The following is a 24933-nucleotide window of genomic DNA, read 5'->3' on the forward strand; positions in this document are numbered from 1 at the left end:
CACGCGCCCTATGCCGACATCGGCCGCTGCACCCGGATCGACTGCAACAGCCCCACCGCCACCCACACCGCGAACATCGACGAACCGCCGTAGGACACGAACGGCAGGGGCAGGCCGGTGACCGGCATGATGCCCAGGGTCATGCCGATGTTCTCGAAGGACTGGAAGGCGAACCAGGCGACGATCCCCGCGGCGACGATCGTGCCGTACAGCTCGGTCGTCTCGCGGGCGATCCGGCAGGCGCGCCACAGGACGACGCCCAGCAGGACGATGATCAGGCCGCCGCCGACGAAGCCGAGTTCCTCGCCGGCCACCGTGAAGACGAAGTCCGTCTGCTGTTCGGGGACGAACTGGCCGGTGGTCTGCGAGCCCTGGAACAGTCCGGCGCCGGTCAGTCCGCCCGAACCGATCGCGATACGGGCCTGGTTGGTGTTGTAGCCGACGCCCGCCGGGTCGAGGCTGGGGTTGGCGAAGGCCGCGAAGCGGGCGATCTGGTAGTCGTCCAGGATGTGCAGCTGCCAGACGGCGATCGCGCCGGCCGCGCCCGCGCCGAGCAGGCCGAAGATCCAGCGGTTGGAGGCGCCGGAGGCCAACAGCACACCCAGCACGATGATCACCATGACCATGACCGACCCGAGGTCGGGCATGAGCATCACGATCAGCATCGGCACCGTGGCGAGGCCCAGCGCCTGCACCACCGTGCGGTGGTCGGGGTAGAGCTTGTCTCCCGCGTCGACCCGGGCCGCCAGCAGCATCGCCATGCCCAGGATGATCGTGACCTTCACGAACTCCGACGGCTGGAGCGAGAAGCCGCCACCGAGCACGATCCAGGAGTGCGCGCCGTTCACGGTGGAGCCGAGCGGCGTGAGCACCAGCAGGATCAGCAGGAGCGACAACCCGTAGAGGAACGGCACCGCGTTGCGCAGGGTGCGGTGGCCGAGCCAGACCGTGCCGATCATCAGGGCGAGCCCGATGCCGGTGTTCATGAGGTGCCGGACCAGGAAGAAGTACGGGTCGCCCTGGTTGATCTCGGTGCGGTTGCGGGTCGCCGAGTACACCAGCAGCGAGCCGATCAGCGACAGGGCCGTGGCCGACAGCAGTATCGGCCAGTCCAGGCGCCGGGCCATCGAGTCGCGGGCGAAGAGCCGCGTCCAGCCGGCCCGTTCGGGTCCGTACCCGGAGACGGAGAAGCTGTTCACGCCGGTCATGTGCGCTTCCTCCGGCTTCCTCGCCCGCGCCGTCCCCGGCGCCGGGTGTCACGGTTCTCCGCCTCGGGCGAGGCCACGGTCGCCGCGGGCTGCGTGCCGTCGGCCGCGGGCGCACCCTCCTCGGTGGCCTTCTGGCCGGCCTGCTGCTCCTTGGCCGGGTCCTTGGAGATCTTCGGGGACGCGATGGTGCCGTCCGCCTTGACCTTCGGCAGGCTCTTCTGCGGGGTGGGCAGCAGCGCGTTCTTCTTGTTGATCGTGCCGTCGTCGGAGACGCCGTACAGCGCGTCGTAGATGTTGCGCACGGCCGGACCCGAGGCGCCGGAACCCGTACCACCCTGGGAGATCGTCATGACGATCGCGTAGTCCTTGGTGTACGTGGCGAACCAGGACGTCGTCTGCTTGCCGTAGACCTCCGCGGTACCGGTCTTGGCGTGCATCGGGATCTCGTCCTGCGGCCAGCCGCCGAAGCGCCAGGCGGCGGTACCGCGGGTGGCCACGCCCTCGAGGGCGTCGTCCATCTGGGCCAGCGTCTGCTTGCTGACCGGCAGCTTGCCGTGCGACTGGGGCTTGATCTCCGTGACCTGCTTGCCGTCGGGGCTGACGATGGCCTTGCCGACCGTCGGGTCGTACAGCGTGCCGCCGTTGGAGATGGCCGCGTAGATGGTGGCCATCTGGATGGGCGTCACCAGGGTGTCGCCCTGGCCGATGGAGTAGTTGATCTCGTCACCGGCGCGCATCTTGTTGCCCTCGAGGCAGTTCTCGTACGCGATCTTCTCGACGTAACTGCCGTCCTTCTTCCCCGTCTTGCACCAGGCGTCCTTGTTGGCCTTCCAGTACGCCTGCTTCCACTCGCGGTCGGGGACGCGGCCGGAGACCTCGTTGGGCAGGTCGATGCCGGTCTCCTTGCCCAGGCCGAACTGGTGGGCGGCCTTGAAGAAGTAGTCGTTGGGCTTCTTCTTCGGGTCGATGCCGCCGTCCTTCTGCCACTGGGCGTGCGCCAGGCGGTAGTAGACGGTGTCGCAGGAGACCTCCAGGGCGCGGCCCAGGCCGATCGCGCCGTGGTTCTGCGACTCGAAGTTCTTGAAGACCTGGCCGCCGACCGAGTACGAGCTGGAGCACTCGTAGCGGCCGTCGAAGTCGTAGCCGGCCTGGACGGCGGCTGCCGTGGAGACCACCTTGAAGATCGAGCCGGGCGCCGCCTGACCCTGTATGGCCCTGTTGAGCAGCGGGTAGTTGGAGGACTTCCCGGTCATCTTGGTGTAGTCCTTGGCGGAGATGCCGCCGACCCACGCGTTCGGGTCGTACGTCGGGTTGGACGCCATGGCGACGATGCGGCCGGTCTTGGCCTCCATCACCACGACCGCGCCGGCGTCGGCCTTGTAGTTCTCCCCGGTGTTGCGGTCGAACTGCCTGCGGGCCTCCTTCATCGCCTCGTTCAGCTCGTACTCGGCGACGCGCTGTACGCGGGCGTCGATGCTGGTGACGAGGTTGGAGCCGGGCTCGGCCGGGGTGGCCTCCGCCTGGCCGATGACCCGGCCGAGGTTGTCGACCTCGTAGCGGGTGACGCCGGCCTTGCCGCGCAGTTCCTTGTCGTACTGGCGCTCCAGGCCGCTGCGGCCGACCTGGTCGGAGCGGAGGAAGGGCGAGTCGGTGTCCTGGGCCTTGGTGATCTCCTCGTCGGTGACCGGGGAGAGGTAGCCGAGGACCTGGGCGGTGTTGGCCCGGCCGGGGCTCGGGTAGCGGCGTACCGCCTCCGGCTCGGCGGTGATGCCGGGGAAGTCCTCGGCGCGCTCACGGATCTGCAGGGCCTGCTTGGGCGTGGCCTCGTCGGTGATGGGGATGGGCTGGTAGGGCGAGCCGTTCCAGCAGGGCTGGGGGGTTTCGGCGTCGCACAGCCGGACCTTCTGCATGACCTCCTCGGGGGTCATGCCGAGGACGCCCGCGAGCTTGGTCAGGACGGCCTTGCCGTCGTCCTTCTGCTTCAGCAGGTCGGTGCGGGAGGCGGAGACGACCAGCCGGGTCTCGTTGTCGGCGATCGGCACCCCGCGCGCGTCCAGGATCGAGCCGCGGACGGCGGGCTCGACGACCTGCTGGACGTGGTTGCCGGAGGCCTCCTCGGCGTACTGGTCGCCCTCCCGGATCTGGAGGTACCACAGCCGGCCGCCGAGGGTGCCGAGGAGGGAGAGGACGAGGATCTGGATGACGACCAGCCGGATCTGGACCCGTGGGGTCCGCCCGGTCTCGGGAATGTTGGTCACTGCGGCTGCCTCCCCCTCCCCGTGCGCGAACGTGTGTGCGCGGACGTGTGTGCGCGGACGAATGATGAACGACCGGCCTGTGAGGCCTCGTTCCGCCGGAACTTCCCCGTTCGGGTGAACTCGCCCGCGGTCACAGCCGCTTGACCCCCTTGATACGGCCGGCCCGGGCGACCCGCGAGCGGGCCGCCCTCAGCTTCAGGCCGCCGCGCTGGCCTCCGATCCTGAGGCCGGTGCCGGAGGCGAGCCAGCCGGAGGAGATGTCGGCCGCCTTGGCGGAGGTGGTCTCGGCGAGCGGGTCGTTCTCCGAGCGCCGGGCCAGGAACATCACGGCGGGGACGACGAAGGGGGCGAGCAGCAGGTCGTACAGGGCCGCGGAGAACAGCAGGCCGGTGAGGCCCACATGGCGGGCGGCGGTGTCGCCGACGAGGGCGCCGACGCCCGCGTACAGCAGGGTGGAGCCGATCGCGGCGGCGACGACCACGACCATCGGGCCGGTGGCCGACTTGATCTGGCCGGTCTCCGGCTTGACGAGCCCGGCGAGGTAGCCGATCACGCACAGCACGAGCGCGTAGCGGCCGGCGGCGTGGTCGGCGGGCGGGGCGAGGTCGGCGAGCAGGCCGGCGCCGAAGCCGATGAGGGCGCCGCCGACATGGCCGTAGACCATCGCGAGGCCCAGGACGGTGAGCAGGAGCAGGTCGGGCACGGCGCCCGGGAGATGGAGGCGGGCGAGGACGCTCACCTGGATCACCAGGGCGACGACGACCAGGGGGACGGAGAGCAGGATCCGGTTGACGCGCATGGGTAGTCAGCTCCTACTGCTCTTGCTGCTGGCCGTCGACGGGTTCGTTCGCGTTCGGGGTGACCGTGACGGTCACCGTCGGCGTGGGGACCGGCTTGGGCTTCGCGGGGAGCACGGTGTCGCGCGGGTCCTTCTTCGGGGCCTCGACGACGACACCGACGATGTCGAGCTTGGTGAAGCTGACGTACGGCGTGACGTAGAGGGTGCGGGTCAGGTCGCCGCCGGAGGGGTCGACGCGGGAGACCACGCCGACCGGCACACCGGGCACGAAGGGCTTGTCGGCCTGCGAGCCGAAGGTGACGAGCCGGTCGCCCTTCTTCACCTCCGCCTTGCCGTTGAGGAGTTCGACGCGCAGCGGGCGGTCGCCCTGCCCGGAGGCGAAGCCGAGCTCGTCGCCGGCCTCCATGCGGGTGCCGACGGTGAAGTCCGGGTCGCTGGCGAGCAGCACGGTCGCCGTGTCCGGGCCGACGGTCGTCACCCGCCCGACGAGGCCGTCCCCGTTCAGGACGGTCATGTCGCGCCTGATGCCGTCCTTGGCGCCGATGTCGATGGTGACGGTCCAGGAGAAGCCCTGGGCCGCTCCGATGGCGATGACCTCGGCGCCCTTGATGCCGTACTGGCCGGCGCCGGCGGTCTGCAGCATCTTGTCGAGCTGCGCCAGGCGGCTGCGGTTGCGGTCGTCGCTGCCGAGCTTCGCCTTGAGGGCCGCGTTCTCCTTCTCCAGCTCCGCGAGCCGGTCGTGGCGCTCACCGGAGTCGCGGACCGCGGAGACGGCGTTGCCGACCGGATCGACCGCCGAGGACACCCCGTCCTCGATCGGACCGAAGACCGCGGCCGCGGCCTGCCGGGCACCGTCGACCGGGGAGTCCTCTCCGCCGCGGATGTCCACCGTGATCAGCGCGAACGCGACGGCGATCAGCAGCACCAGGAGCAGCCGGCTCTCTCGTGTGTCCCTCACGTGCGGCGGCCGTGTCCTTCCTCATTGGAATGCGGAATTCGGATTGCCCCTGGAAACCCGAGGGGCGCGGTATGAGGTGCTTCGAGACTCTTATGGATCTTATGCCTCTATATCAACGATCCGCCGCACGAGAGGAGATCATCTCGTACGGCGGAATCGAAGCGTTACGTCATCTGCGGGGCGCGGCGTCCAGGACCTGCTGGAGCGCCTCGAACTCCTCGACGCACTTGCCGGATCCGAGCGCGACGCTGTCCAGCGGGTCCTCGGCGATGTGGATGGGCATGCCGGTCTCACGCCGCAGCCGCTCGTCCAGACCGCGCAGCAGGGCTCCGCCGCCGGTCAGAACGATTCCGCGGTCCATGATGTCGCCGGACAGCTCCGGCGGGCACTTGTCGAGGGTGGTCTTCACGGCGTCGACGATGGCGTTGACGGGCTCCTCGATCGCCTTCCGCACTTCCGCGGCGGAGATGACGACCGTCTTGGGCAGCCCGGAGACCAGGTCCCGGCCACGGATCTCGGTGTGCTCGTCGGAGTCGAGGTCGTACGCCGAGCCGATGGTGATCTTGATCTGCTCGGCCGTCCGCTCACCCAGGAGGAGGGAGTACTCCTTCTTGATGTGCTGGATGATCGCGTTGTCCAGTTCGTCGCCCGCGACGCGGATGGACTGGGCGGTGACGATGCCCCCGAGCGAGATGACCGCGACCTCCGTGGTGCCGCCGCCGATGTCCACCACCATGTTGCCCGTGGCCTCGTGGACCGGCAGGCCGGAGCCGATGGCCGCCGCCATGGGCTCCTCGATGATGTGCACCTGCCGCGCGCCGGCCTGGGTCGACGCCTCGATGACGGCGCGGCGCTCGACGCCGGTGATGCCGGAGGGCACGCAGACGACGACGCGCGGCCTGGCGAGATACCGCCGCTTGTGGATCTTCAGGATGAAGTAGCGGAGCATCCGCTCGGTGATCTCGAAGTCGGCGATGACGCCGTCCTTCAGCGGCCGCACGGCGACGATGTTGCCAGGGGTGCGCCCGATCATCTTCTTGGCTTCGGCGCCGACCGCGAGGATGCCGCCGGTGTTGGTGTTGATCGCGACGACGGACGGCTCGTTGAGTACGATCCCACGACCCCTGACGTACACCAGCGTGTTGGCGGTCCCGAGGTCGACAGCCATGTCACGGCCGATGAACGACATTGAGTTCCCCATCAGGATTCGACTGGCCTTCCCATGAGCTTTTGAGGGCTTTTCAGGTCGGCGAGGTGGGTGCTGTGACGTGAAGGCTTCCATCGTAAACGCGCCTGCACGAACACTGCGCGAGGGTCTTCGCCATTGTCAGCAGATGCCGCGGCGCCTCGCTCGTGGAGACGGTCCATCGGGGGCATGCGTTCCCCCGATCGGCACGCATATGCCAAGGGACGACCGAAAAGGTACGGCCGTCCCTGGTCAGACGGAGAGGTGAGGTGACGCTCCCTCAGAAAAAACCGCGAAACATCCGCGACCGACGCCGTGCCGTCGTTCAGGAACGCCCGGGGAAGAAGATCTTCACCTCGCGCTCCGCGGACTCCTCGGAGTCGGAGGCGTGGATCAGGTTCTCGCGGACGATGACGCCGTAGTCGCCGCGGATGGAGCCGGGGGCGGCGGCGATCGGGTCGGTGGGGCCGGCCAGCTGGCGTACGCCCTCGATGACGCGGTCGCCCTCGACGATCAGGGCCACGACCGGGCCGGAGGACATGAACTCCACCAGCGGCTCGTAGAAGGGCTTGCCCTTGTGCTCGCCGTAGTGCTGCTCCAGCGTGTCCTGGTCGAGCGTGCGCAGCTCCAGCGCCGTGATCCGCCAGCCGGCCTTGCGCTCGATGCGGCTGATGATCTCGCCGGTCAGGCCACGACGGACGGCGTCGGGCTTGAGGAGGACGAGGGTGCGCTGGCTCACGGGGGGCTCCTTCTACTGCCGGTGTGCGGTGGGACGAGATTACAGGGCGTGTCCGGACGCCTGTTACGCAGCGTCAGCAGCGGAGGAGTCGGCCTGGGCGGCGAAGCGGGCCTTCGCCTCGTCGATCTTGCGGCCGAAGTGCACGGACGCCCACCACAGGGCCCCGAAGAGCACCCCCAGCACGAACATCATCGGCACGAAGAAACCGGACGCGACCAGCGCGATCTGCAGGACCCAGCCGAGCACGACGCCGCCGGGCCGGGTGACCACGCCGCAGAGCAGAAGGCTCAGCAGCATCGCGACACCGCACACCGTCCACACCGTGGACGTGGACAGGCCGGGGTCCTTCATGGCGACCAGACCGGCGAACCCGATGATGAGGAACTCGCCGATCAGGGTCGAGGAACAGAGCGTACGCATGTGGAGGACTCAGCCCTTCCCGAGAAGCAGTCGGGCCTCCCCGACCGTGATGACGGAACCGGTGACCAGCACGCCACCGCCCGCGAACTCGCCCTCCTCCTCGGCGAGCGTGATCGCCGCCTCCAGGGCGTCGGGCAGCCGCGGTTCGACCTGGACGCGCTCCTCGCCGAACACCTCGACGGCGATCGCGGCCAGCTCGTCGGCGTCCATGGCGCGGTGGCTGGAGTTCTGGGTGACCACGACCTCCGCGAAGATCGGCTCGAAGGCCTCCAGCACCCCGCGCACGTTCTTGTCCCCGCTGGCCCCGACCACGCCGATCAGCCGGCTGAAGTCGAACGCCTCGCCGATCGCCTCCGCGGTGGCGCGGGCGCCGGCCGGGTTGTGGGCGGCGTCGAGGACGACGGTCGGCGACCGCCGGACGACCTCCAGGCGGCCCGGCGACGACACGGAAGCGAAGGCCTTGCGGACGGTGTCGATGTCCAGCGGCTCGGGCCGCTGGGAGCCGACGCCGAAGAACGCCTCGACGGCGGCGAGCGCGACGGCGGCGTTGTGGGCCTGGTAGGCGCCGTGCAGCGGGAGGTACACCTCGCCGTACTCGCCGCCCAGCCCGCGCAGGGTCAGCAGCTGACCGCCGACGGCGACCTGCCGGGCCACGACCCCGAACTCCAGCCCCTCCCGGGCCACGGTCGCGTCGACCTCGACGGCCTTCTTCAGCAGGACCTGGGCGGCCTCGACCGGCTGCTGGGCCAGGATGACCGTCGCGTCCTGCTTGACGACGCCGGCCTTCTCGGCGGCGATCGCGGCGGGCGTCTCGCCGAGCCGGTCGGTGTGGTCCAGGTCGATCGGTGTGACGACGGCGACGTCCGCGTCGATGACGTTGGTCGCGTCCCAGGAACCGCCCATCCCGACCTCGACGACGGCCACGTCGACGGGCGCGTCGGCGAAGGCGGCGTACGCCATGCCGGTGAGCACCTCGAAGAAGGACAGCCGGTACTCCTGCTGCGCGTCGACCATGTCGACGTACGGCTTGATGTCCTGGTACGTCTCGATGAACCGCTCGGCGGAGATGGGCGCCCCGTCGAGACTGATGCGCTCGGTGATCGACTGCACGTGCGGCGAGGTGTACCGCCCGGTCCGCAGCTCGAAGGCGCCGAGGAGGGCCTCGATCATGCGGGCGGTGGAGGTCTTGCCGTTGGTCCCGGTGATGTGGACCGACGGGTACGACCGCTGCGGCTCCCCCAGCACGTCCATCAGCGCGGCGATCCGGCTGACGGAGGGCTCCAGCTTGGTCTCGCCCCACCGCGTGGCCAGCTCCGCCTCGACCTCGCGCAGGGCCTTGTCGACCTCGGGGTCCTCGGGCCGCGCCGGCACATCGGCCTGCGGCGGACCGCCCTGCGTGCGCAGGGTGCGGCTGCCGGCCTCGATGACCGCGAGGTCGGGGTCGCGGTCGGTCTCGGCCGCGATGATCTCCTCGAAGGAGTCGAGGGGGTCGGGCTGGTCGTGGTTGCCGTTCGGGGGGAGCTCGCTCACGGGGTCAGTCTACGGAGCCGCGGTGACATGGCGTGCGGTGGCTCAGCGGCCGGTTCCGGGCGGCGGGTGACTCCCTCGGCCGAGGGCGGTGTGGGGCTGGTCGCCCGGTTCGCCGCGACGCGCCCCTGGGGACGGGAAGGCCCCCGGCGCCGAGACAGCTCTGGGGGCCTTCACCGACGTACGGACGCCTACGCCTGCGGCAGCCGCTCCAGCTGGGTCCGGATGCGGGCGATGTCCTCCTCCGCCTTGGCCAGCCGCGTCCGGATCTTCTCCACCACGTGGTCCGGCGCCTTGGCCAGGAACGCCTCGTTGCCGAGCTTGGCGGTGGCCTGGGCCTTCTCCTTCTCGGCGGCGGCCAGGTCCTTCGCCAGCCGCTTGCGCTCCGCCGCCACGTCGATCGTGCCGGACAGGTCCAGCGCGACCGTGGCCCCCGCCACCGGCAGGGTCGCCGTGGCCGAGAAGGCCTCGCCCTCCGGCTGGAGCCGCAGCAGCTGGCGGATGGCCGCCTCGTGGGGCGCCAGCGCCGTACCGTCCAGCGTCAGCCGGGCGGGGACCCGCTGGCCCGGCTGGAGGCCCTGGTCGGCGCGGAAGCGGCGGACCTCGGTGATGACGGACTGGAGGGTCCCGATCTCGCGCTCGGCCTCGGCGTCCCGGAAGCCGCTGTCCGTCGGCCACTCGGCGATGACGACCGACTCACCACCCGTGAGGGTGGTCCACAGCGTCTCCGTGACGAACGGGACGACCGGGTGGAGCAGCTTCAGCGTGACGTCCAGGACCTCGCCGAGGATGCGCTTCGAGACCTCGGCCGCCTCGCCGCCGGCGGCGAACGTCGTCTTCGACAGCTCGACGTACCAGTCGAAGACCTCGTCCCACGCGAAGTGGAAGAGGGCGTCGGACAGCTTCGCGAACTGGAAGTCGTCGTAGTGCGCGTCGACTTCGGCGACCACCGAGTTCAGCCGGGAGAGGATCCAGCGGTCCGTCGAGGACATGGCGGACGGCTCCGGCAGCGGCCCCTCCACCGTGGCGCCGTTCATCAGCGCGAAGCGCGTGGCGTTCCAGATCTTGTTGGCGAAGTTGCGGGAGCCCTGGACCCAGTCCTCGCCGATCGGGACGTCGACGCCGGGGTTGGCGCCCCGGGCCAGGGTGAACCGCAGCGCGTCGGAGCCGTACTTGTCCATCCAGTCCAGCGGATTGACCGCGTTGCCGAAGGACTTCGACATCTTCTTGCCGAACTGGTCGCGGACCATGCCGTGCAGGGCGATGGTGTGGAACGGCGGGGTGCCGTCCATCGCGTACAGGCCGAACATCATCATCCGGGCGACCCAGAAGAAGAGGATGTCGTAGCCGGTGACCAGGACGGAGTTCGGGTAGAACTTCGCGAGCGACTCGGTCTGTTCGGGCCAGCCGAGCGTCGAGAAGGGCCACAGGCCGGAGGAGAACCAGGTGTCGAGGACGTCCGTGTCCTGGTGCCAGCCCTCGCCGGAGGGCGGCTCCTCGTCCGGACCGACACAGACGACCTCGCCCTCCGGCCCGTACCAGACCGGGATGCGGTGGCCCCACCACAGCTGCCGCGAGATGCACCAGTCGTGGAGGTTGTCGACCCAGTCGAAGTACCGCTTCTCCATCTCCTGCGGATGGATCTTGACGCGTCCGTCGCGGACGGCGTCACCGGCCGCCTTGGCCAGCGGGCCGACCTTGACCCACCACTGCATGGACAGCCGCGGCTCGATCGTGGTCTTGCAGCGCGAGCAGTGCCCGACCGAGTGGACGTACGGCCGCTTCTCGGCGACGATCCGGCCCTCGGCGCGCAGCGCGGCGACGATCGCGGAGCGGGCCTCCAGCCGGTCCAGGCCCTGGAAGGGACCGTGCGCGGTGATGACCGCGTGCTCGTCCATCACCGTCAGGGACGGCAGGCCGTGGCGCTGGCCGATCTCGAAGTCGTTCGGGTCGTGGGCCGGGGTGACCTTGACGGCGCCGGTGCCGAACTCGGGGTCGACGTGCTCGTCGGCGACGACCGGGATGGAGCGGTCGGTCAGCGGCAGCCTGATGAGCTTGCCGACCAGGTGCTTGTACCGCTCGTCCTCGGGGTGAACGGCGACGGCCGTGTCACCGAGCATGGTCTCGGCGCGGGTCGTGGCGACGACGATGGTGTCGTCCCCCTCGCCGTACATCATGGAGACGAGCTCGCCGTCGTCGTCCTGGTACTCCACCTCGATGTCCGAGATGGCGGTCAGACAGCGCGGACACCAGTTGATGATGCGCTCGGCGCGGTAGATCAGCTCGTCGTCGTAGAGGCGCTTGAAGATCGTCTGGACGGCTTGGGACAGGCCCTCGTCCATGGTGAAGCGCTCGCGGGACCACGCGACGCCGTCACCGAGGCGCCGCATCTGCCCGGAGATCTGCCCGCCGGACTCGGCCTTCCACTGCCAGACGCGCTCGACGAACGCCTCGCGCCCCAGGTCGTGCCGGGACTTGCCCTCCTTGCCGAGCTCGCGCTCGACGACGTTCTGGGTGGCGATGCCGGCGTGGTCCATGCCGGGCTGCCACAGCGTCTCGTAACCCTGCATGCGCTTGCGGCGGGTCAGGGCGTCGATGAGCGTGTGCTCGAAGGCGTGCCCGAGGTGCAGGCTGCCCGTGACGTTCGGCGGCGGGATGACGATGGTGTACGGAGGCTTGTCGCTCTTGGCGTCGGCCTCGAAGTAGCCACGCTCTACCCAGCGCTCGTACAGCGGCCCCTCTACATCGGCCGGCGCGTACTGGGTCGGCAGTTCGGTGTGGGGCGCTGGTGGCTGCTGCTGAGCGTTCTCGGTCACGGGCTCAGTTTAGAGGTGTCACGACGCGGTCCCGAAACGCGTTTGTTCTGTAACGGTGAGGGCCCCGCCGCCGTGGCCCCTTGGCCTCTGGGCCAGGATGTGAAAACCACATAAGCATCTGGAGGGGAACCCAGAGATGAGCTACAACCAGCCGGGCCCGTACGGCGGGCAGCAGCCTCAGCAGCCCGGTCCGTACGGCCAACCGGGTCCGTACGGCCAGCAGCCGCAGGCCCCCCAGCCCGGCTACGGCTACCCCCAGCAGTCCCCGCAGGGCGCCCCACCCCAGACCCCGCCCTACGGCCAGCAGCCCGGTCCGTACGGCCAGCAGTCGCCCACCCAGCCCCTCGGCCAGGCCCCTTACGGCCAGCAGCCCCCGTACGGCCAGGCCCCCTACGGCATGCCGCAGCCACCGGCGCCGAGCGGCGGGAAGAAGACGGCCGGGATCGTCATCGGCGCGGTCGCGGTCGTCGCGGCGATCGGCGTGGGCGCGTACTTCGTGATCGGCGGGGGCGGCGGCGCGGGCGGCCTGAAGGACGACGGCGCGCACAAGCTGACGACGCCGACCACCGTGCTCAGCGACTACACGCGGGCCTCCGAGGACGGCGCGAGCGCCGGCGACGATTCGGTGGCGGAGCTGGAGAAGAGCGGCGTCAAGGACGGCAAGTCCGTCATCGGCATCTACTCGACGGCCGACCTGTCCGGGTACGACCCCGAGGACCCGAGCACGCTGCCCGACGAGACCGAGCTGGCGACGGCCAAGGGCATCACCTTCGCCGGCGCGTACGGCGAGGTCGCCGACCCGGAGAAGGCGTTGGACACGTTCTTCACCAACTTCAAGAAGTCGTCCGAGGAGGACTCCTCCGGCTCGACCGGCACCCAGACCGAGCTGGTGGGCGAGCCCGTCGAGGCCGACCTCGACGGCGCGGTGATGAAGTGCCAGGCGGCCAAGGGCACGGACAAGACCACCAAGCAGGAGAAGACCGACTGGTTCTGCGCGTGGGCCGACTACAGCACCATCGCCATGGTCTCCCCGGGTGACGCCACGACGGGCATCACCAAGGACGTGGCGATCGACATCACCACGAAGCTGCGCGAGGAAGTCCGCGTGAAGGCCTGACGCCCGCAACTGCGAAGGGGCCCCGGTCGGTTGACCGGGGCCCCTCGTCGTGTCGTGTCACGGGGTGGCGGTTACGCCGTCTTCTGCTCCCCCGGCCCCCGGCCGTTGCGCGCGTCGCGCGGGATCAGGGTCGGGTTGACGTTGGAGTGGACGACGTCCGCGGTGATGACGACGCGGGCCACGTCCTTGCGGGAGGGGACCTCGTACATCACGGACATGAGGACTTCCTCCATGATGGCGCGCAGACCGCGGGCGCCCGTCTGGCGCAGGATCGCCTGGTCGGCGATGGCTTCGAGGGCCTCGCGCTCGAAGTCCAGCTCCACGCCGTCGAGTTCGAAGAGGCGCTGGTACTGCTTCACCAGCGCGTTGCGCGGCTCGACGAGGATCTGCAGGAGCGCCTCGCGGTCCAGGTTGTGGACCGAGGTGATCACGGGCAGCCGGCCGATGAACTCGGGGATCATGCCGAACTTGACCAGGTCCTCGGGCATGACGTCCTCGAACTGGTCCTTGGCCTCCAGCTCCCGCTTGGAGCGGATCGTCGCGCCGAAGCCGATGCCCTTGGCGCCGGCCCGGGACTCGATGATCTTCTCCAGTCCCGCGAAGGCACCGCCCACGATGAACAGCACGTTCGTCGTGTCGATCTGGATGAACTCCTGGTGGGGGTGCTTGCGGCCGCCCTGCGGCGGCACCGAGGCCGTGGTGCCCTCGAGGATCTTCAGCAGGGCCTGCTGCACGCCCTCACCGCTCACGTCGCGCGTGATCGACGGGTTTTCGCTCTTCCGGGCGACCTTGTCGATCTCGTCGATGTAGATGATCCCGGTCTCGGCCTTCTTGACGTCGTAGTCGGCGGCCTGGATCAGCTTCAGCAGGATGTTCTCGACGTCCTCGCCGACGTACCCCGCCTCGGTGAGTGCCGTGGCGTCGGCGATCGCGAACGGAACGTTCAGCATGCGCGCCAGGGTCTGCGCGAGGAGGGTCTTGCCGGAGCCCGTGGGGCCCAGGAGGAGGATGTTGGACTTCGCCAACTCGATGGCGTCCTCACGGCTTTGACCGCCGCCGTTCTCACCGGCCTGGACGCGCTTGTAGTGGTTGTACACCGCGACCGACAGGGCCTTCTTGGCGGCCTCCTGGCCGACCACGTAGCCCTCGAGGAACTCGTAGATCTCGCGCGGCTTCGGGAGTTCCTCCCAGCGGACCTCACTGGTCTCCGCGAGTTCTTCCTCGATGATCTCGTTGCAGAGGTCGATGCACTCGTCGCAGATGTACACACCGGGCCCTGCGATGAGCTTCTTGACCTGCTTCTGGCTCTTGCCGCAGAACGAGCACTTGAGCAGATCGCCGCCGTCACCGATGCGTGCCACGGTGTGCTTCCCCTTCGCCTGGGAACCGCCTGGACCCTAAGAGTCCAGCGGCTCCTGGTGCTGCCTTATGTCGACGGTACCTTGCCGGGCCCCCCGTTCGGGCCCCCCTTGGCACGGTTCACGTCCACGCACTTCCACATGGACCGTGCCACACCGTGCCAAGGGGCGGCAGACGATACTCCCCCTCGCCCGCTAGCGCAGCGAGGTGTTGTTCATCTTCCGGGTCGAGATGATCTGGTCGATCAGGCCGTACGAGAGCGCGTCCTCGGCCGTGAGGATCTTGTCGCGCTCGATGTCCTCGCGGATCTTCTCGATCGGCGTGGTGGAGTGCTTGGCCAGCATCTCCTCCAGCTGCGAGCGCATCCGCAGGATCTCGTTCGCGGCGATCTCCAGGTCGGAGACCTGGCCGCGGCCGGTCTCGCTGTACGGCTGGTGGATCAGCACACGGGCGTTCGGCAGCGCCATGCGCTTGCCGGGCGTACCGGCGGCCAGCAGGATGGCGGCGGCGGAGGCCGCCTGGCCCATGCAGACCGTCTGGATGTCCGGCTTCACGAACTGCATCGTGTCGTAGATCGCGGTCAGCGCCGTGAAGGAGCCGCCGGGGCTGTTGATGTAGACCGAGATGTCCCGGTCGGGGTCCATCGACTCCAGGCACAGCAGCTGCGCCATGACGTCGTTGGCGGAGGCGTCGTCGATCTGGACGCCCAGGAAGATCACCCGCTCCTCGAAGAGCTTCGCGTACGGGTCGTACTCGCGGATGCCCTGGGAGGTGCGCTCGACGAAGCGCGGGATGACGTAGCGGGACTCGGCCGTCGGGCCGGTGTACTCGGCGCTGGCGCGGTCGTACCGGCCGCTGCCGGGGAAGTCGTTCACGGTGTCTCCTGGAGAGAGGGCTGGGGCGGTGGGCTGGAGGGGCTGGGTGGGGGCACTGACGGCTCGGGGTCCGCGGGGCCCTGAGGGACCCGTGGAGGCCCTGCGGGGCTTGCGCGGGTCCCGGGAGGCCCGGGAGGCTCCGGCGGGACCCTGGAGGCCCGGGGAGCCCCGGCGCGGCCCTGCTGCCGTGGCCGGCCCTTACGCCGCCCCGGTACCGCCGCCGCCCGGCATGCCGGCGGCCGTGGGGATCACGTCGTCGATGAGGCCGTAGTCCTTGGCCTCGAAGGCGTCGAACCAGCGGTCGCGGTCCGAGTCGCGGGTGATCTGCTCGATCGTCTGGCCCGTGTGCTGGGCGGTGAGCTCGGCCATGCGCTTCTTGGTGTGCAGCAGCCGCTCGGCGTGGATCTTGATGTCCGAGGCGGAGCCCGCCAGGCCCGCGGAGGGCTGGTGGATCAGGATCTCGGCGTTCGGCAGCGCGAAGCGCTTGCCGGGGGTGCCCGCGCTGAGCAGGAACTGACCCATCGAGGCCGCGAGGCCCATGGCGATGGTCACCACGTCGTTCTTGATGAACTGCATGGTGTCGTAGATCGCCATGCCGGCCGTGATCGAACCGCCGGGGCTGTTGATGTACAGGTAGATGTCCTTGTCCGGGTCGGCGGCAAGGAGCAGCAGCTGTGCGGTGATCTTGTTCGCGATGTCGTCGTCGACCGGCTGGCCGAGGAAGATGATCCGCTCGTTGAGCAGCCGGTTGTAGACCTGGTCACCGAGGCCACCACCGATGGAAGGCTCGCCGGCGGCGGAGGGCATCAGATTCGTCACGTATCCACCTGCTCGTCTTACGACGGCGCCGGGCCGTCTCACGTGTTCTGCCGGGGCGCGGAGCCGTCCGGCGGTTCGGCGACTCCCCTGCCCTCGTATTCATGGACCCTAACGCGCGGGTCCCTTCGGGGAATCCCGGAGAGGTGGGTGTTCGCCGGGGGCGTAGCGCGGGCCTACGGCGCGTGAGCGGTGCGGTCTCGTCGGGGCGGTGGGGAAACGCCGGGCCCGCCGGTCGGGGTGGCCGGTCCGGCGGTGCGGAAACCCGCCGGGCCCACGGGTGCGAGGTGGCCGGTCCGGCGGCGGCCGCCGTCAGACAGATCGCGGCCGACGGCCACGCCGCCCCGAACGCCTGGAGGGGCCCGCGCGGCGCGGGCCGCGCACCGACACGGCCCGCGCCCCCTCAGGGACGCCGACGGGCCCCGGGAGAGAGAGTCCCGGGGCCCGTCGTCCGTACGTCAGAGGTGACGCGAGGCTGCTCAGCCCTCGGTCTTCTCCTCGGAGGCGTCCGCCTCGGAGGTGCTCGCCTCGGCGGCGGCCTCCTCGGACTCCTCCTCCTCGTCGTCCAGGTCGATGATCTCGCCGTTGGTGTCCTTGACCGTGGCGGACTCGACGACCAGGGCCAGGGCCTTGCCGCGGGCGACCTCGCCGACCAGGAGCGGAACCTGACCGCCCTCGACGACCGCCTGGGCGAACTGGTCGGGCGACATGCCGGAGGAGGCGGCACGGCGCATGAGGTGCTCGGTGAGCTCCTCCTGGTTGACGTTGAGCTTCTCGCGCTTGACCAGCTCGTCGAGGACGAACTGGGTCTTGATGCCCTTGACCGCGGCCTCGCGGGTCTCGGTCTCGAACTCCTCGGCGGTCTTGTCCTGGATCTCCAGGTACTTGTCGAGGGTCAGACCCATCTGGCCGAGCTGGTGGTGCTCCAGGTTGTGCTTGCGGGTGTTGATCTCGTCCTCGAGCAGCTTCTCGGGGACGGGCACCTCGACGAGCTCCAGGAGCTTCTCCAGGACGCGCTCCTGGGCCTGGGTGGCCTGGTCGTACTGCTTCATGTTCGCGAGGCGCTTGCGGCTGTCGGCCTTCAGCTCCTCGAGGGTGTCGAACTCGGAGGCGAGCTGCGCGAAGTCGTCGTCCAGCTCGGGCAGTTCGCGCGCGGCGACCTGGGTGACCTTGACGGTGACCTCGGCCTCCCGGCCGGCCCCGGAGCCGCCCTTGAGCTCGGAGGTGAAGGTGGTCTCGCCACCGGCCTCCAGGCCCTTCACGGCGTCGTCGATGCCCTCGAGGAGCTCGCCGGAGCCGATGGTGTAGGAGACGCCGTTGGCGACGCCGTCCTCGAGGACCTCGCCGTCGACCTTGGCCTGCAGGTCGACCGTGACGACGTCGCCGTCCTGGGCGGCGCGCTCGACCGGGGAGGTCGAGGCGAAGCGCTCACGGAGCTGCTCCACCGACTTCTCGACGTCCTCGTCCGTCACCTCGACGGCGTCGACCTCGACCTCGATGGAGGAGAAGTCCTCGGGGAGCTCCAGGGCGGGACGGACGTCGACCTCGGCGGTGAAGTTCAGCGTCTCGCCGTCCTTCAGCTCGGTGATGTCGACCTCGGGCTGGCCGAGAACGTCGATCTCGGCCTCGTTGACCGCCTCCGTGTAGAACTTCGGCAGGGCGTCGTTGACGGCCTCCTCCAGCACGGCACCACGGCCGAAGCGCTGGTCGATGACCCGGGCGGGGATCTTGCCCTTGCGGAAGCCCTTCACCGTGACCTGCTGGTTGATCTTCTTGTACGCCGCGTCGAGGCTGTCCTTGAGCTCCTCGAAGGGCACCTCGACAGTGAGCCGAACCCGAGTCGGGTTCAGGGTCTCCACGGCGCTCTTCACGGTTCGGTCTCCTTGTGGCTGACTTCTTGGGTTTCGCCGGAGCCAGACAGGTCCGGCGATTCGCCGCCCGGAGGAGGTAGGCCGATTAGGCCGGACACACGGGCGCGCAGCTTGCATAGTAACCGCAGCCGCTGAACGGCCCAAAAGACGATCAGCGGCGAGGCGCCCGGATGATCGCGCAGGTGGTCGGGGTGGCGGGATTTGAACCCACGGCCTTCCGCTCCCAAAGCGGACGCGCTACCAAGCTGCGCCACACCCCGTCTGGTGCGAGACGTAGGGTACATGCCCGCAGGCCGCCCGACCGCCGCATTCGCCGAGCCCTCCGGGCGCGGGGCGGCGGGGCCGGAAACGGGGTGTGCGGGCGAGGGGGCCGACCCGCTACGATGCCTCCAGTGCCGCGGTCGTCCGACCAGCGGCGCGTCCTGTGCGGGCGTAGCTCAATGGTAGAGCCCCAGTCTTCCAAACTGGCTACGCGGGTTCGATTCCCGTCGCCCGCTCTGTACGGCCCGGGGCCGGGTGGAAGGTCAGCCTTCCGTCCGGCCCCTGGTGTTTTCCCGGACCGGACCGCTCCACCCCGGAGGCCGATCGAGGCCTCGGGGCTGATCAAGACCTCGGGACTGATCAAGGCCTCAGCGGGCCGATCGAGACCCCGGAGGGCTGATCGAGACCCCGGAGCTGATCAAGGCCTCACGGACTGGTCGAGACCCCGGGGCTGATCAAGGCCTCAGAAGCTGATCGAGTTGATCGTTTCCGCGAGGGAGTTGAGGAAGCGGTTGATCGACGGGGCCATGCCGGTCGAGGCCAGGAAGAAACCGAACAGGATCGCGACTATGGCGGGGCCCGCCTTGATCGACCCTCCCCGGATCAGTACGACCAGGACGATCGCCAACAGCAGCACCACTGACAGTGAAATGGCCACAACTGATCACACCCTTGGTCGGTCCGCTCTCCCGGCCCGGGAGTGCCAGCCCGCACACCCCCGCCAGAGACCATCGTGCCACCAACCCGGCCTCCCTATGCGGCCGGTGAGACATCGGAGACGGCAACTCCCCATCCGCGGGCGGCACCGAACCCCTCCGGAAGCCCTGCCGCACAACAATTCGACGGCACTCTTCCTCCGGAAATTCACAACGGGCGTGCAGGTATTTCGAATTACGAGCACAGGGGCGCCAACAACACCCCCACAACCGGCGTTATGCACCTTTTAGTCGGGATGAATCGTGACATCCTGGGCGACGAGGGGAGCCTCGCCCCGGTCAATTGAGGAATGACATCGCGATGACGTGGCACGTTTTACGCATTGCCACAGACAACGCTAGGGTGCCTCAGATGTTCCACGCCGCTTCGTCTCTCGTGCCGAGTCCGCGCTCCCCCCAGAACCAGAAAGATCAGCACCACCAGTCCCCCGACAGACGGTCAAAGCAGCGTGACGCGTTCTTCGACAACGCCAAGTACATGGCGATCGTGCTGGTGGCCGTCGGGCACGCCTGGGAGCCGCTGAAGGGCGACAGCCGGGTGCTCACGGCGGCGTACGTGCTGGTGTACGCGTTCCACATGCCGGCCTTCATCCTCATCTCCGGCTTCTTCTCCCGCGGTTTCGACGGGAGTCCCGGCAGGCTGAAGCGGCTGGTGACGGGCATCGTCGTGCCGTACATCGTCTTCGAGACCGCGTACCCGCTCCTGAAGACGTACGTCGACGGCGTCCCCCAGGACATCAGCCTGCTCGACCCCTACTACCTGACCTGGTTCCTGTGCGCGCTGCTCATCTGGCGGCTGACCACCCCCTTCTGGAAGCTGGTCCGGTATCCGCTGCCGCTCGCGCTGGGCATCGCCATGCTGGCGTCCGTCACCCCGGACATCGGTGACGACCTGGACCTCCAGCGCGTCCTTCAGTTCCTGCCGTTCTTCGTGCTGGGCCTGAACCTGAAGCCGGAGCACTTCCGGCTGGTGCGCCGGCGCTCGGTCCGGATCGCGGCCGTGCCGGTGTTCGCCTTCGCGCTGGCCTTCTGCTGGTGGGCGGTGCCGCGGATGAACAGCGGATGGCTCTACCACCGCAACTCCGCGCAGGAACTGGGCGTCCCCTGGTGGGTCGGTCCCGTCATGCAGCTCGCCCTGTTCGGCTGCTCCCTGCTGCTGACCGCCTGCTTCCTCTCCTGGGTGCCGGGCCGCACGATGTGGTTCACGGCGCTCGGCGCGGGCACGCTCTACGGCTATCTGCTGCACGGCCTGGCGCTCAAGGCCGCCGACTACCGCGGCTGGTTCGACCACCCCGCGCTGCACCGCCCGCTCGGGGAGATCGCCGTCACCGTCGGGGTGGCCGTGTTCGTCACCCTGCTGTGCACCAGGCCAGTGCGACAGGTGTTCCGGTTCGTGGTGGAACCGAGGATGGAGTGGGCCTTCAAGCGGGACGCGGCCGAGCTCGCCCGGGAGCGGCAGCCGCAGGAGACGTCGCGCGAGCGCGAGAAGGTCAACGCCTAGGCGTGCTCGTGGCCGAGGCCGAGGAGTGCGCGCATCCGGGCGTACTTCCCGCTCAGCCGGGTGCGGGTCGGTTCGTCCAGGACGGCCAGGCGGGCCGGGTCCGCGTTGTGCGCCAGGTCCGCCTCCTTCACCAGCAGCGCGCCGGGGGTGGCGCGGATGCGTGCCGCGTACGCCTCCGGCGTCTCCCCCGCCCGCTTGGTGACGGCCAGGACGATGGCCTTCGTGCGGTCGCTCAGCGCGGCCCCGAGCAGCCGGTCCTCGGTGAGGGCGTCGTCCTCGACGGCGTCGTGCAGCCAGGCCGCCGCGATCTGGTCGGCGTCGCCGCCCCGGGACCGTACGCCCTCCGCGACCGCCCGGAGGTGCTCGGCGTAGGGGCGGCCCGCCTTGTCGGTCCGGCCCTCGTGGGCGGCGCGGGCGAGCGCCTCGACCTCGGTCAGGGTGAGCATGGGACTCCCGCGGGTGGTGTCAGTGGACCGGGACCGTCTGGGCCGTCGGGCCCTCGCGGCAGATCAGCAGCAGGGCCCGGTCATCGTTGACGTCCTTGGCGACCGCCTCGATCAGGTGCCAGGCGGCGCCCTGGAAACCGCCGGCGACATAGCGGTCGGCCTCGCCGGTGAGGCGGTCGATGCCCTCGACTATGTCGCGGTCGGAGGTCTCCACCAGGCCGTCGGTGAAGAGCATCAGCACGTCACCGGGGCGTAGGGAGCCCTTCACCGGGTCGAACTGGGCGCCCTCGTACACCCCGAGCAGCGGACCCTCCGCGGCCTTCTCCTCCCAGCGGCCGCTGCCCGCGCTGAGCTGGAGGCCCGGCGGATGCCCGGCCGAGTACAGCTCGTAGTCGCCGGAGTCGAGGTCGAGGACGAGGTGGATGGAGGTCGCGAAGCCCTCCTCCCAGTCCTGGCGGAGGAGGTAGCCGTTGGCGGCGGGCAGGAAGGCGTGCGGGGGAAGGCTGCCGAGCAGGCCGCCGAAGGCGCCGGACAGGAGCAGGGCGCGGGAGCCGGCGTCCATGCCCTTGCCGGAGACGTCCGTGAGGACGACCTCCAGGGTGCGGCCGCCGTTGGTGCGGGCCGCGACAACGAAGTCACCGGAGAACGACTGGCCCCCGGCGGGCCGCAGCGCCATCTCGCGGTGCCAGCCCTGCGGGAGCTTCGGCAGCTTGCTCTGTACCCGGATGCGTTCGCGCAGGTCGAAGAGCATGGTGCCGCCGCGCCGCCAGGGCACGCCGACCCGGCTGCGGAACTGGGCGATGAGGAGACCGAAGAAACCGCAGGCCGCCACGACCAGGACCACGCCCGGGGTGACCCGGGAGGGGCCCTCGGTGTAGGGGCCGAGCTGCACCGACTCCACGATCAGGGCGGTGGCCGCCGCCGCGTACAGGCCGAGCAGGCTCGCCGGGCGCAGCAGCAGGCCGCCGGCCACGATCGGCAGGACCAGCGCGGCCGGTGAGCACCACACCGAGTTGGCGAGTGTGGTGGCCGCGATCAGCGGGACGGTGAGCAGCAGGCCGGCCAGCGCGATCCAGTCCGAACCGTCGCCGCGGAAGTAGTCCACGGCGCTTCTGCGCACGCCGGTGCGGACCCGGTGCACCAGGTGCTTGAACCGGGCCGTCAACGTCTCGGCTTCCGAGCGCCGCTGTCGTCCTGCTGCCATTAGTTCGGGACCCTATCCATCCAACCCACCGCTTGGCACGGGAGGTCCCACTTGTCCCCCGTCCGAGGCTCGACTTCACAGTGAACGACATGGAAAGCGCTCGCGCCGCGCAGAGGGAGAAATTCCCTGGCTCGCCCCGCAATGGGCTGCTAGGCATGGGTCCATGACAACTGAGGCGACGGGTACGACGGGCCGCGCCGGCCCCCCGGTGGCCGAGCTGCGGGTGCTGCGGCCGGAGGACTGGGACACGTGGTACGACACCCTGCTGCGCGCCTTCGGCGGGGTCGAGGAGTCGGACGAGGAACGCGCGCTGTGGAAAGGGCTCACCCTGTGCGAGCGCTCCCTCGGGGCCTGGGACGGGGGCGAGTTGGTGGGGACGGCCGGGGCGTTCGACTTCCGGCTGACGGTGCCCGGCGGGGCCTCGGTGCCGGCCGCGGGCGTGACGATGGTCGGCGTGACCGCCACGCACCGGCGGCGCGGGGTGCTGACGTCCATGATGCGGCGGCAGTTGGACGACGTCCGCGCCTGGGGTGAGCCGCTGGCGGTGCTCACCGCCTCCGAGGCCGCGATCTACGGGCGGTTCGGGTACGGTGCGGCGACCTTCGGGGTGAGCGCGGAGATCGACACCGACCGGGTGCGGCTGTCCGTCCCGGACGGGACGGACGACGTACGGCTGCGGTACGCCGCGCCCGTCGACGTCCTCGACCGGTGTGCGGCGGTGTACGCGCGGACCGTGCCGAGGCGTCCCGGGATGCTGGCGCAGCGGCCGGGGTGGGAGCGGTTGGGGGTGCTCGATCCGGAGAGCGAGCGGGACGGGGCGTCGCCGTTGCAGTGCGTGGTCGCCGAGCGCGGCGGGGAGACCGTCGGGTACGTGCGGTTCCGGGTCAGGCCGGAGTGGACCGACACCGGGCACAACGGGCAGGTGGTGGTGCAGGATCTGGCCGCGGTGGAGCCCGCGGCGGAGGCGGCGCTGTGGCGGTTCCTGTTCGGCATCGACCTCACCACCTCCCTGAAGGTGCGGGGACGGCCGCTCGACGAGGCCTGGCAGTATCTCGTCTCCGACCTACGGCGGTGCCGACTGCGGGTGCGGGACGCGCTGTTCGTGCGGCTGGTCGACGTGGGGGCCGCGCTGGGGGCACGGACCTATCAGGCGCCGGTGGACGTGGTGTTGGAGGTGGAGGACGCCTTCTGCCCGTGGAACGCGGGGCGTTGGCGGTTGTCGGGCGACACGAAGGGGGCGAGTTGCGTGCGCACCGCGGACGCGGCCGATCTCGCGCTGTCCGTACGGGAGTTGGGGGCGGCGTACCTCGGAGGAGTGAGCCTTGCCTCGTTGGCGGCGGCCGGGCGGGTGCGGGAGCTGCGGGCGGGGGCGCTGACGGAGGCCTCGGTGGGGTTCGGGACCGCGGTGGCGCCCTGGCTTCCGCACGGGTTCTAGGCCGCCGGGTTTTCGCGGCCGGGCGTCAGTTCTTCTGGCAGGTCGGGCACCAGAAGAGGTTGCGGGCGGCGAGGTCGGCGGTGCGGATTCCGTCGCCGCAGAGGTGGCAGGGCTGGTGGGTGCGGCGGTAGACGTAGACCTCGCCGCCGTGGTCGTCGACGCGGGGTGGGCGGCCCATCGCCTCCGGGGTGTGTTCCGGGCGGACCGTGTCGATGCGGTTGGTGCGGACGCCCTCGCGCATGAGGGTGACGAGGTCCGACCAGATCGCCTTCCACTCGGCCGGGGTGATGTCCCTGCCCGGACGGTACGGGTCGATGCGGTGACGGAAGAGGACCTCGGCGCGGTAGACGTTGCCCACGCCCGCGACGACCTTCTGGTCCATGAGGAGGGCGGCGATCGTCGTACGGCTGCGGGAGACACGGTGGTACGCGGTCTCGGGGTCGGCGTCGGCGCGGAGCGGGTCCGGGCCGAGGCGGCCGTGTATCGCGCGCTTCTCGTCGTCCGTGATCAGGGCGCAGGTGGTGGGGCCGCGGAGGTCGACGTAGGCGGTGGGGTTGGCGAGGCGGAGGCGGACGGTGTCGGTGGGCGGGGGTGCGGGCGCGTCGCCGAAGGTGACCTTGCCGAAGAGGCCGAGGTGGATGTGGATCCAGGTGTCGTTGCCGAAGCCCAGGAAGAGGTGTTTGCCGTGGGCCTCGGTGGTGTGCAGGACCGTGCCGTCGAGGAGGGCGGCGGCGTCGGAGAACTTGCCCTGCGGGCTGGTGAGGAGGGCCGGCCCGCCGGAGAAGCGGGCGGCGTAGTCCTGGGCCAGCCGGTGAATGGTGTGCCCCTCTGGCACGGTGCGGCGTCCTTTCCTGCCCTGCTCCCGCCCACCCGTCCCGGTGGGAGCAGGGTGGGCGGGTTCTGCGTCAGCCTTGCTGCGGGTGGTGCGCCGGGATGGGCGGGAGGTCGCCGGTCGTCTCGTACGCCGAGAGCATGTCGATGCGGCGGATGTGGCGCTCGTCACCGGAGAACGGCGTGTTGAGGAAGGTCTCGACGAACTTCGTCGCCTCGTCCTGGCTGTGCATGCGGGCGCCGACGGCGACGACGTTGGCGTTGTTGTGCTGCCGGCCGAGGGAAGCCGTCTCCTCGCTCCACGCGAGGGCGGCGCGGACACCCTTGACCTTGTTCGCGGCGATCTGCTCGCCGTTGCCGGAGCCGCCGATCACGATGCCGAGGGAGTCGGAGTCCGCGGCCGTGCGCTCCGCGGCGCGGAGGCAGAAGGGCGGGTAGTCGTCCTGGGCGTCGTAGATGTGGGGGCCGCAGTCGACCGGGTCGTGACCCGCCGCCTTCAGCCATTCGACGAGGTGGTTCTTGAGTTCGAAACCTGCATGGTCCGAGCCGAGATACACGCGCATGGGATGAGTGTGACACGCGTGTTGCCG

Annotated in this window: 21 protein-coding genes and 2 tRNA genes; 4 read left to right on the forward strand and 19 right to left on the reverse strand. The window is 69.9% G+C overall.

From position 1 onward, the window contains the following. Window positions 1-8: 8 nt before the first annotated feature. The 9 genes from rodA to ACF1A1_RS33210 form a co-directional block, all read right to left on the reverse strand. A complete protein-coding gene (rodA, locus tag ACF1A1_RS33170) occupies window positions 9-1208 on the reverse strand; it encodes a rod shape-determining protein RodA (protein ID WP_392004871.1) in 1200 nt (399 codons plus the stop codon). Further along, on the reverse strand, window positions 1205-3466 hold the full coding sequence (gene mrdA, locus ACF1A1_RS33175) for a penicillin-binding protein 2 (RefSeq protein ID WP_392004873.1): 2262 nt from the start codon (window positions 3464-3466) through the stop codon (window positions 1205-1207). The genes rodA and mrdA overlap by 4 nt, the downstream gene beginning before the upstream one ends. Window positions 3467-3596: 130 nt before the next feature. After that, complete coding sequence (gene mreD, locus ACF1A1_RS33180) at window positions 3597-4265, reverse strand: rod shape-determining protein MreD (protein WP_392004875.1); 669 nt, start codon at window positions 4263-4265, stop codon at window positions 3597-3599. A gap of 13 nt (window positions 4266-4278) precedes the next feature. Next, a complete protein-coding gene (mreC, locus tag ACF1A1_RS33185; RefSeq protein ID WP_392004877.1) occupies window positions 4279-5223 on the reverse strand; it encodes a rod shape-determining protein MreC in 945 nt (314 codons plus the stop codon). Between the two features lie 169 nt (window positions 5224-5392). Then, the gene (locus tag ACF1A1_RS33190; RefSeq protein WP_030779466.1) at window positions 5393-6412 is read right to left on the reverse strand and encodes a rod shape-determining protein; all 1020 of its coding nucleotides are present in this window, start codon (window positions 6410-6412) and stop codon (window positions 5393-5395) included. 322 nt (window positions 6413-6734) lie between these two features. Then, complete coding sequence (gene ndk / locus ACF1A1_RS33195) at window positions 6735-7148, reverse strand: nucleoside-diphosphate kinase (RefSeq protein ID WP_392004879.1); 414 nt, start codon at window positions 7146-7148, stop codon at window positions 6735-6737. A gap of 63 nt (window positions 7149-7211) precedes the next feature. After that, window positions 7212-7568, reverse strand: a complete 357-nt coding sequence (locus ACF1A1_RS33200; protein ID WP_392004880.1) for a DUF4233 domain-containing protein — start codon at window positions 7566-7568, stop codon at window positions 7212-7214. A gap of 9 nt (window positions 7569-7577) precedes the next feature. Further along, complete coding sequence (locus ACF1A1_RS33205; protein ID WP_392004882.1) at window positions 7578-9098, reverse strand: bifunctional folylpolyglutamate synthase/dihydrofolate synthase; 1521 nt, start codon at window positions 9096-9098, stop codon at window positions 7578-7580. A gap of 188 nt (window positions 9099-9286) precedes the next feature. Beyond that, entirely contained in the window at window positions 9287-11911 is a 2625-nt protein-coding gene (locus ACF1A1_RS33210; protein ID WP_392004884.1) for a valine--tRNA ligase, read from the reverse strand. Window positions 11912-12047: 136 nt separating this feature from the next. Here ACF1A1_RS33210 and ACF1A1_RS33215 point away from each other — a divergent pair, with 136 nt between their 5' ends. Beyond that, window positions 12048-13028: a hypothetical protein gene (locus tag ACF1A1_RS33215; protein ID WP_392004886.1), complete on the forward strand. Its 981-nt coding sequence runs from the start codon at window positions 12048-12050 to the stop codon at window positions 13026-13028. A 71-nt stretch (window positions 13029-13099) separates the two neighbouring features. Here ACF1A1_RS33215 and clpX read toward each other — a convergent pair whose 3' ends face one another. The 5 genes from clpX to ACF1A1_RS33240 form a co-directional block, all read right to left on the reverse strand. Continuing rightward, window positions 13100-14389, reverse strand: a complete 1290-nt coding sequence (gene clpX / locus ACF1A1_RS33220; RefSeq protein WP_133926274.1) for an ATP-dependent Clp protease ATP-binding subunit ClpX — start codon at window positions 14387-14389, stop codon at window positions 13100-13102. A gap of 192 nt (window positions 14390-14581) precedes the next feature. Continuing rightward, a complete protein-coding gene (locus ACF1A1_RS33225; RefSeq protein ID WP_392004888.1) occupies window positions 14582-15262 on the reverse strand; it encodes an ATP-dependent Clp protease proteolytic subunit in 681 nt (226 codons plus the stop codon). Between the two features lie 198 nt (window positions 15263-15460). Further along, window positions 15461-16069: an ATP-dependent Clp protease proteolytic subunit gene (locus ACF1A1_RS33230; protein WP_186281042.1), complete on the reverse strand. Its 609-nt coding sequence runs from the start codon at window positions 16067-16069 to the stop codon at window positions 15461-15463. A gap of 488 nt (window positions 16070-16557) precedes the next feature. Continuing rightward, window positions 16558-17949 carry a trigger factor gene (gene tig, locus ACF1A1_RS33235; RefSeq protein WP_392004890.1) on the reverse strand — a complete coding sequence of 464 codons (1392 nt, stop codon included), beginning with the start codon at window positions 17947-17949 and terminating at the stop codon, window positions 16558-16560. 183 nt (window positions 17950-18132) lie between these two features. Then, window positions 18133-18209: transfer RNA gene (locus ACF1A1_RS33240), tRNA-Pro, on the reverse strand. A 166-nt stretch (window positions 18210-18375) separates the two neighbouring features. Between ACF1A1_RS33240 and ACF1A1_RS33245 the strand changes: the two genes are divergently transcribed. Continuing rightward, window positions 18376-18446 (forward strand) — tRNA-Gly (locus tag ACF1A1_RS33245). A 227-nt stretch (window positions 18447-18673) separates the two neighbouring features. On the opposite strand, the gene ACF1A1_RS33250 is transcribed toward ACF1A1_RS33245, so the two are convergent. Beyond that, window positions 18674-18868 carry a hypothetical protein gene (locus tag ACF1A1_RS33250; RefSeq protein ID WP_073491582.1) on the reverse strand — a complete coding sequence of 65 codons (195 nt, stop codon included), beginning with the start codon at window positions 18866-18868 and terminating at the stop codon, window positions 18674-18676. 410 nt (window positions 18869-19278) lie between these two features. On the opposite strand from ACF1A1_RS33250, the gene ACF1A1_RS33255 reads away from it, so the two are divergent. Beyond that, a complete protein-coding gene (locus tag ACF1A1_RS33255) occupies window positions 19279-20427 on the forward strand; it encodes an acyltransferase family protein (RefSeq protein ID WP_392004892.1) in 1149 nt (382 codons plus the stop codon). Here ACF1A1_RS33255 and ACF1A1_RS33260 read toward each other — a convergent pair. Continuing rightward, the gene (locus ACF1A1_RS33260; protein ID WP_392004894.1) at window positions 20424-20873 is read right to left on the reverse strand and encodes an HD domain-containing protein; all 450 of its coding nucleotides are present in this window, start codon (window positions 20871-20873) and stop codon (window positions 20424-20426) included. The two genes, ACF1A1_RS33255 and ACF1A1_RS33260, sit on opposite strands and share 4 nt — an antisense overlap. A gap of 19 nt (window positions 20874-20892) precedes the next feature. After that, window positions 20893-22077, reverse strand: coding sequence for a PP2C family protein-serine/threonine phosphatase (locus tag ACF1A1_RS33265; RefSeq protein ID WP_392004896.1), 1185 nt, complete (start codon window positions 22075-22077; stop codon window positions 20893-20895). 163 nt (window positions 22078-22240) lie between these two features. On the opposite strand from ACF1A1_RS33265, the gene ACF1A1_RS33270 reads away from it, so the two are divergent. Then, window positions 22241-23512 (forward strand): GNAT family N-acetyltransferase, encoded by a 1272-nt coding sequence (locus ACF1A1_RS33270; RefSeq protein ID WP_392004899.1) that lies wholly within the window; start codon window positions 22241-22243, stop codon window positions 23510-23512. Window positions 23513-23537: 25 nt separating this feature from the next. Here ACF1A1_RS33270 and ACF1A1_RS33275 read toward each other — a convergent pair whose 3' ends face one another. Both ACF1A1_RS33275 and ACF1A1_RS33280 read right to left on the reverse strand, forming a co-directional pair. Next, a complete protein-coding gene (locus ACF1A1_RS33275; protein WP_392004901.1) occupies window positions 23538-24347 on the reverse strand; it encodes an Fpg/Nei family DNA glycosylase in 810 nt (269 codons plus the stop codon). Window positions 24348-24417: 70 nt separating this feature from the next. After that, on the reverse strand, window positions 24418-24906 hold the full coding sequence (locus ACF1A1_RS33280) for a ribose-5-phosphate isomerase (RefSeq protein WP_392004903.1): 489 nt from the start codon (window positions 24904-24906) through the stop codon (window positions 24418-24420). Between the last annotated feature and the right edge of the window lie 27 nt (window positions 24907-24933).

This window comes from Streptomyces sp. NPDC014995 (genome assembly GCF_043080745.1).
Classification (GTDB): domain Bacteria; phylum Actinomycetota; class Actinomycetes; order Streptomycetales; family Streptomycetaceae; genus Streptomyces.

Excerpts from the sequence above, each read along its gene's own strand:
- rodA (WP_392004871.1), bottom strand. The coding sequence starts at position 1,208 with ATGACCGGCGTGAACAGCTTCTCCGTCTCCGGGTACGGACCCGAACGG.
- mreD (WP_392004875.1), bottom strand. The coding sequence starts at position 4,265 with ATGCGCGTCAACCGGATCCTGCTCTCCGTCCCCCTGGTCGTCGTCGCC.
- ACF1A1_RS33190 (WP_030779466.1), bottom strand. The coding sequence starts at position 6,412 with ATGTCGTTCATCGGCCGTGACATGGCTGTCGACCTCGGGACCGCCAAC.
- ACF1A1_RS33200 (WP_392004880.1), bottom strand. The coding sequence starts at position 7,568 with ATGCGTACGCTCTGTTCCTCGACCCTGATCGGCGAGTTCCTCATCATC.
- ACF1A1_RS33215 (WP_392004886.1), top strand. The coding sequence starts at position 12,048 with ATGAGCTACAACCAGCCGGGCCCGTACGGCGGGCAGCAGCCTCAGCAG.
- ACF1A1_RS33230 (WP_186281042.1), bottom strand. The coding sequence starts at position 16,069 with ATGCCCTCCGCCGCCGGCGAGCCTTCCATCGGTGGTGGCCTCGGTGAC.
- ACF1A1_RS33255 (WP_392004892.1), top strand. The coding sequence starts at position 19,279 with ATGTTCCACGCCGCTTCGTCTCTCGTGCCGAGTCCGCGCTCCCCCCAG.
- ACF1A1_RS33260 (WP_392004894.1), bottom strand. The coding sequence starts at position 20,873 with ATGCTCACCCTGACCGAGGTCGAGGCGCTCGCCCGCGCCGCCCACGAG.
- ACF1A1_RS33265 (WP_392004896.1), bottom strand. The coding sequence starts at position 22,077 with ATGGCAGCAGGACGACAGCGGCGCTCGGAAGCCGAGACGTTGACGGCC.
- ACF1A1_RS33270 (WP_392004899.1), top strand. The coding sequence starts at position 22,241 with ATGACAACTGAGGCGACGGGTACGACGGGCCGCGCCGGCCCCCCGGTG.
- ACF1A1_RS33280 (WP_392004903.1), bottom strand. The coding sequence starts at position 24,906 with ATGCGCGTGTATCTCGGCTCGGACCATGCAGGTTTCGAACTCAAGAAC.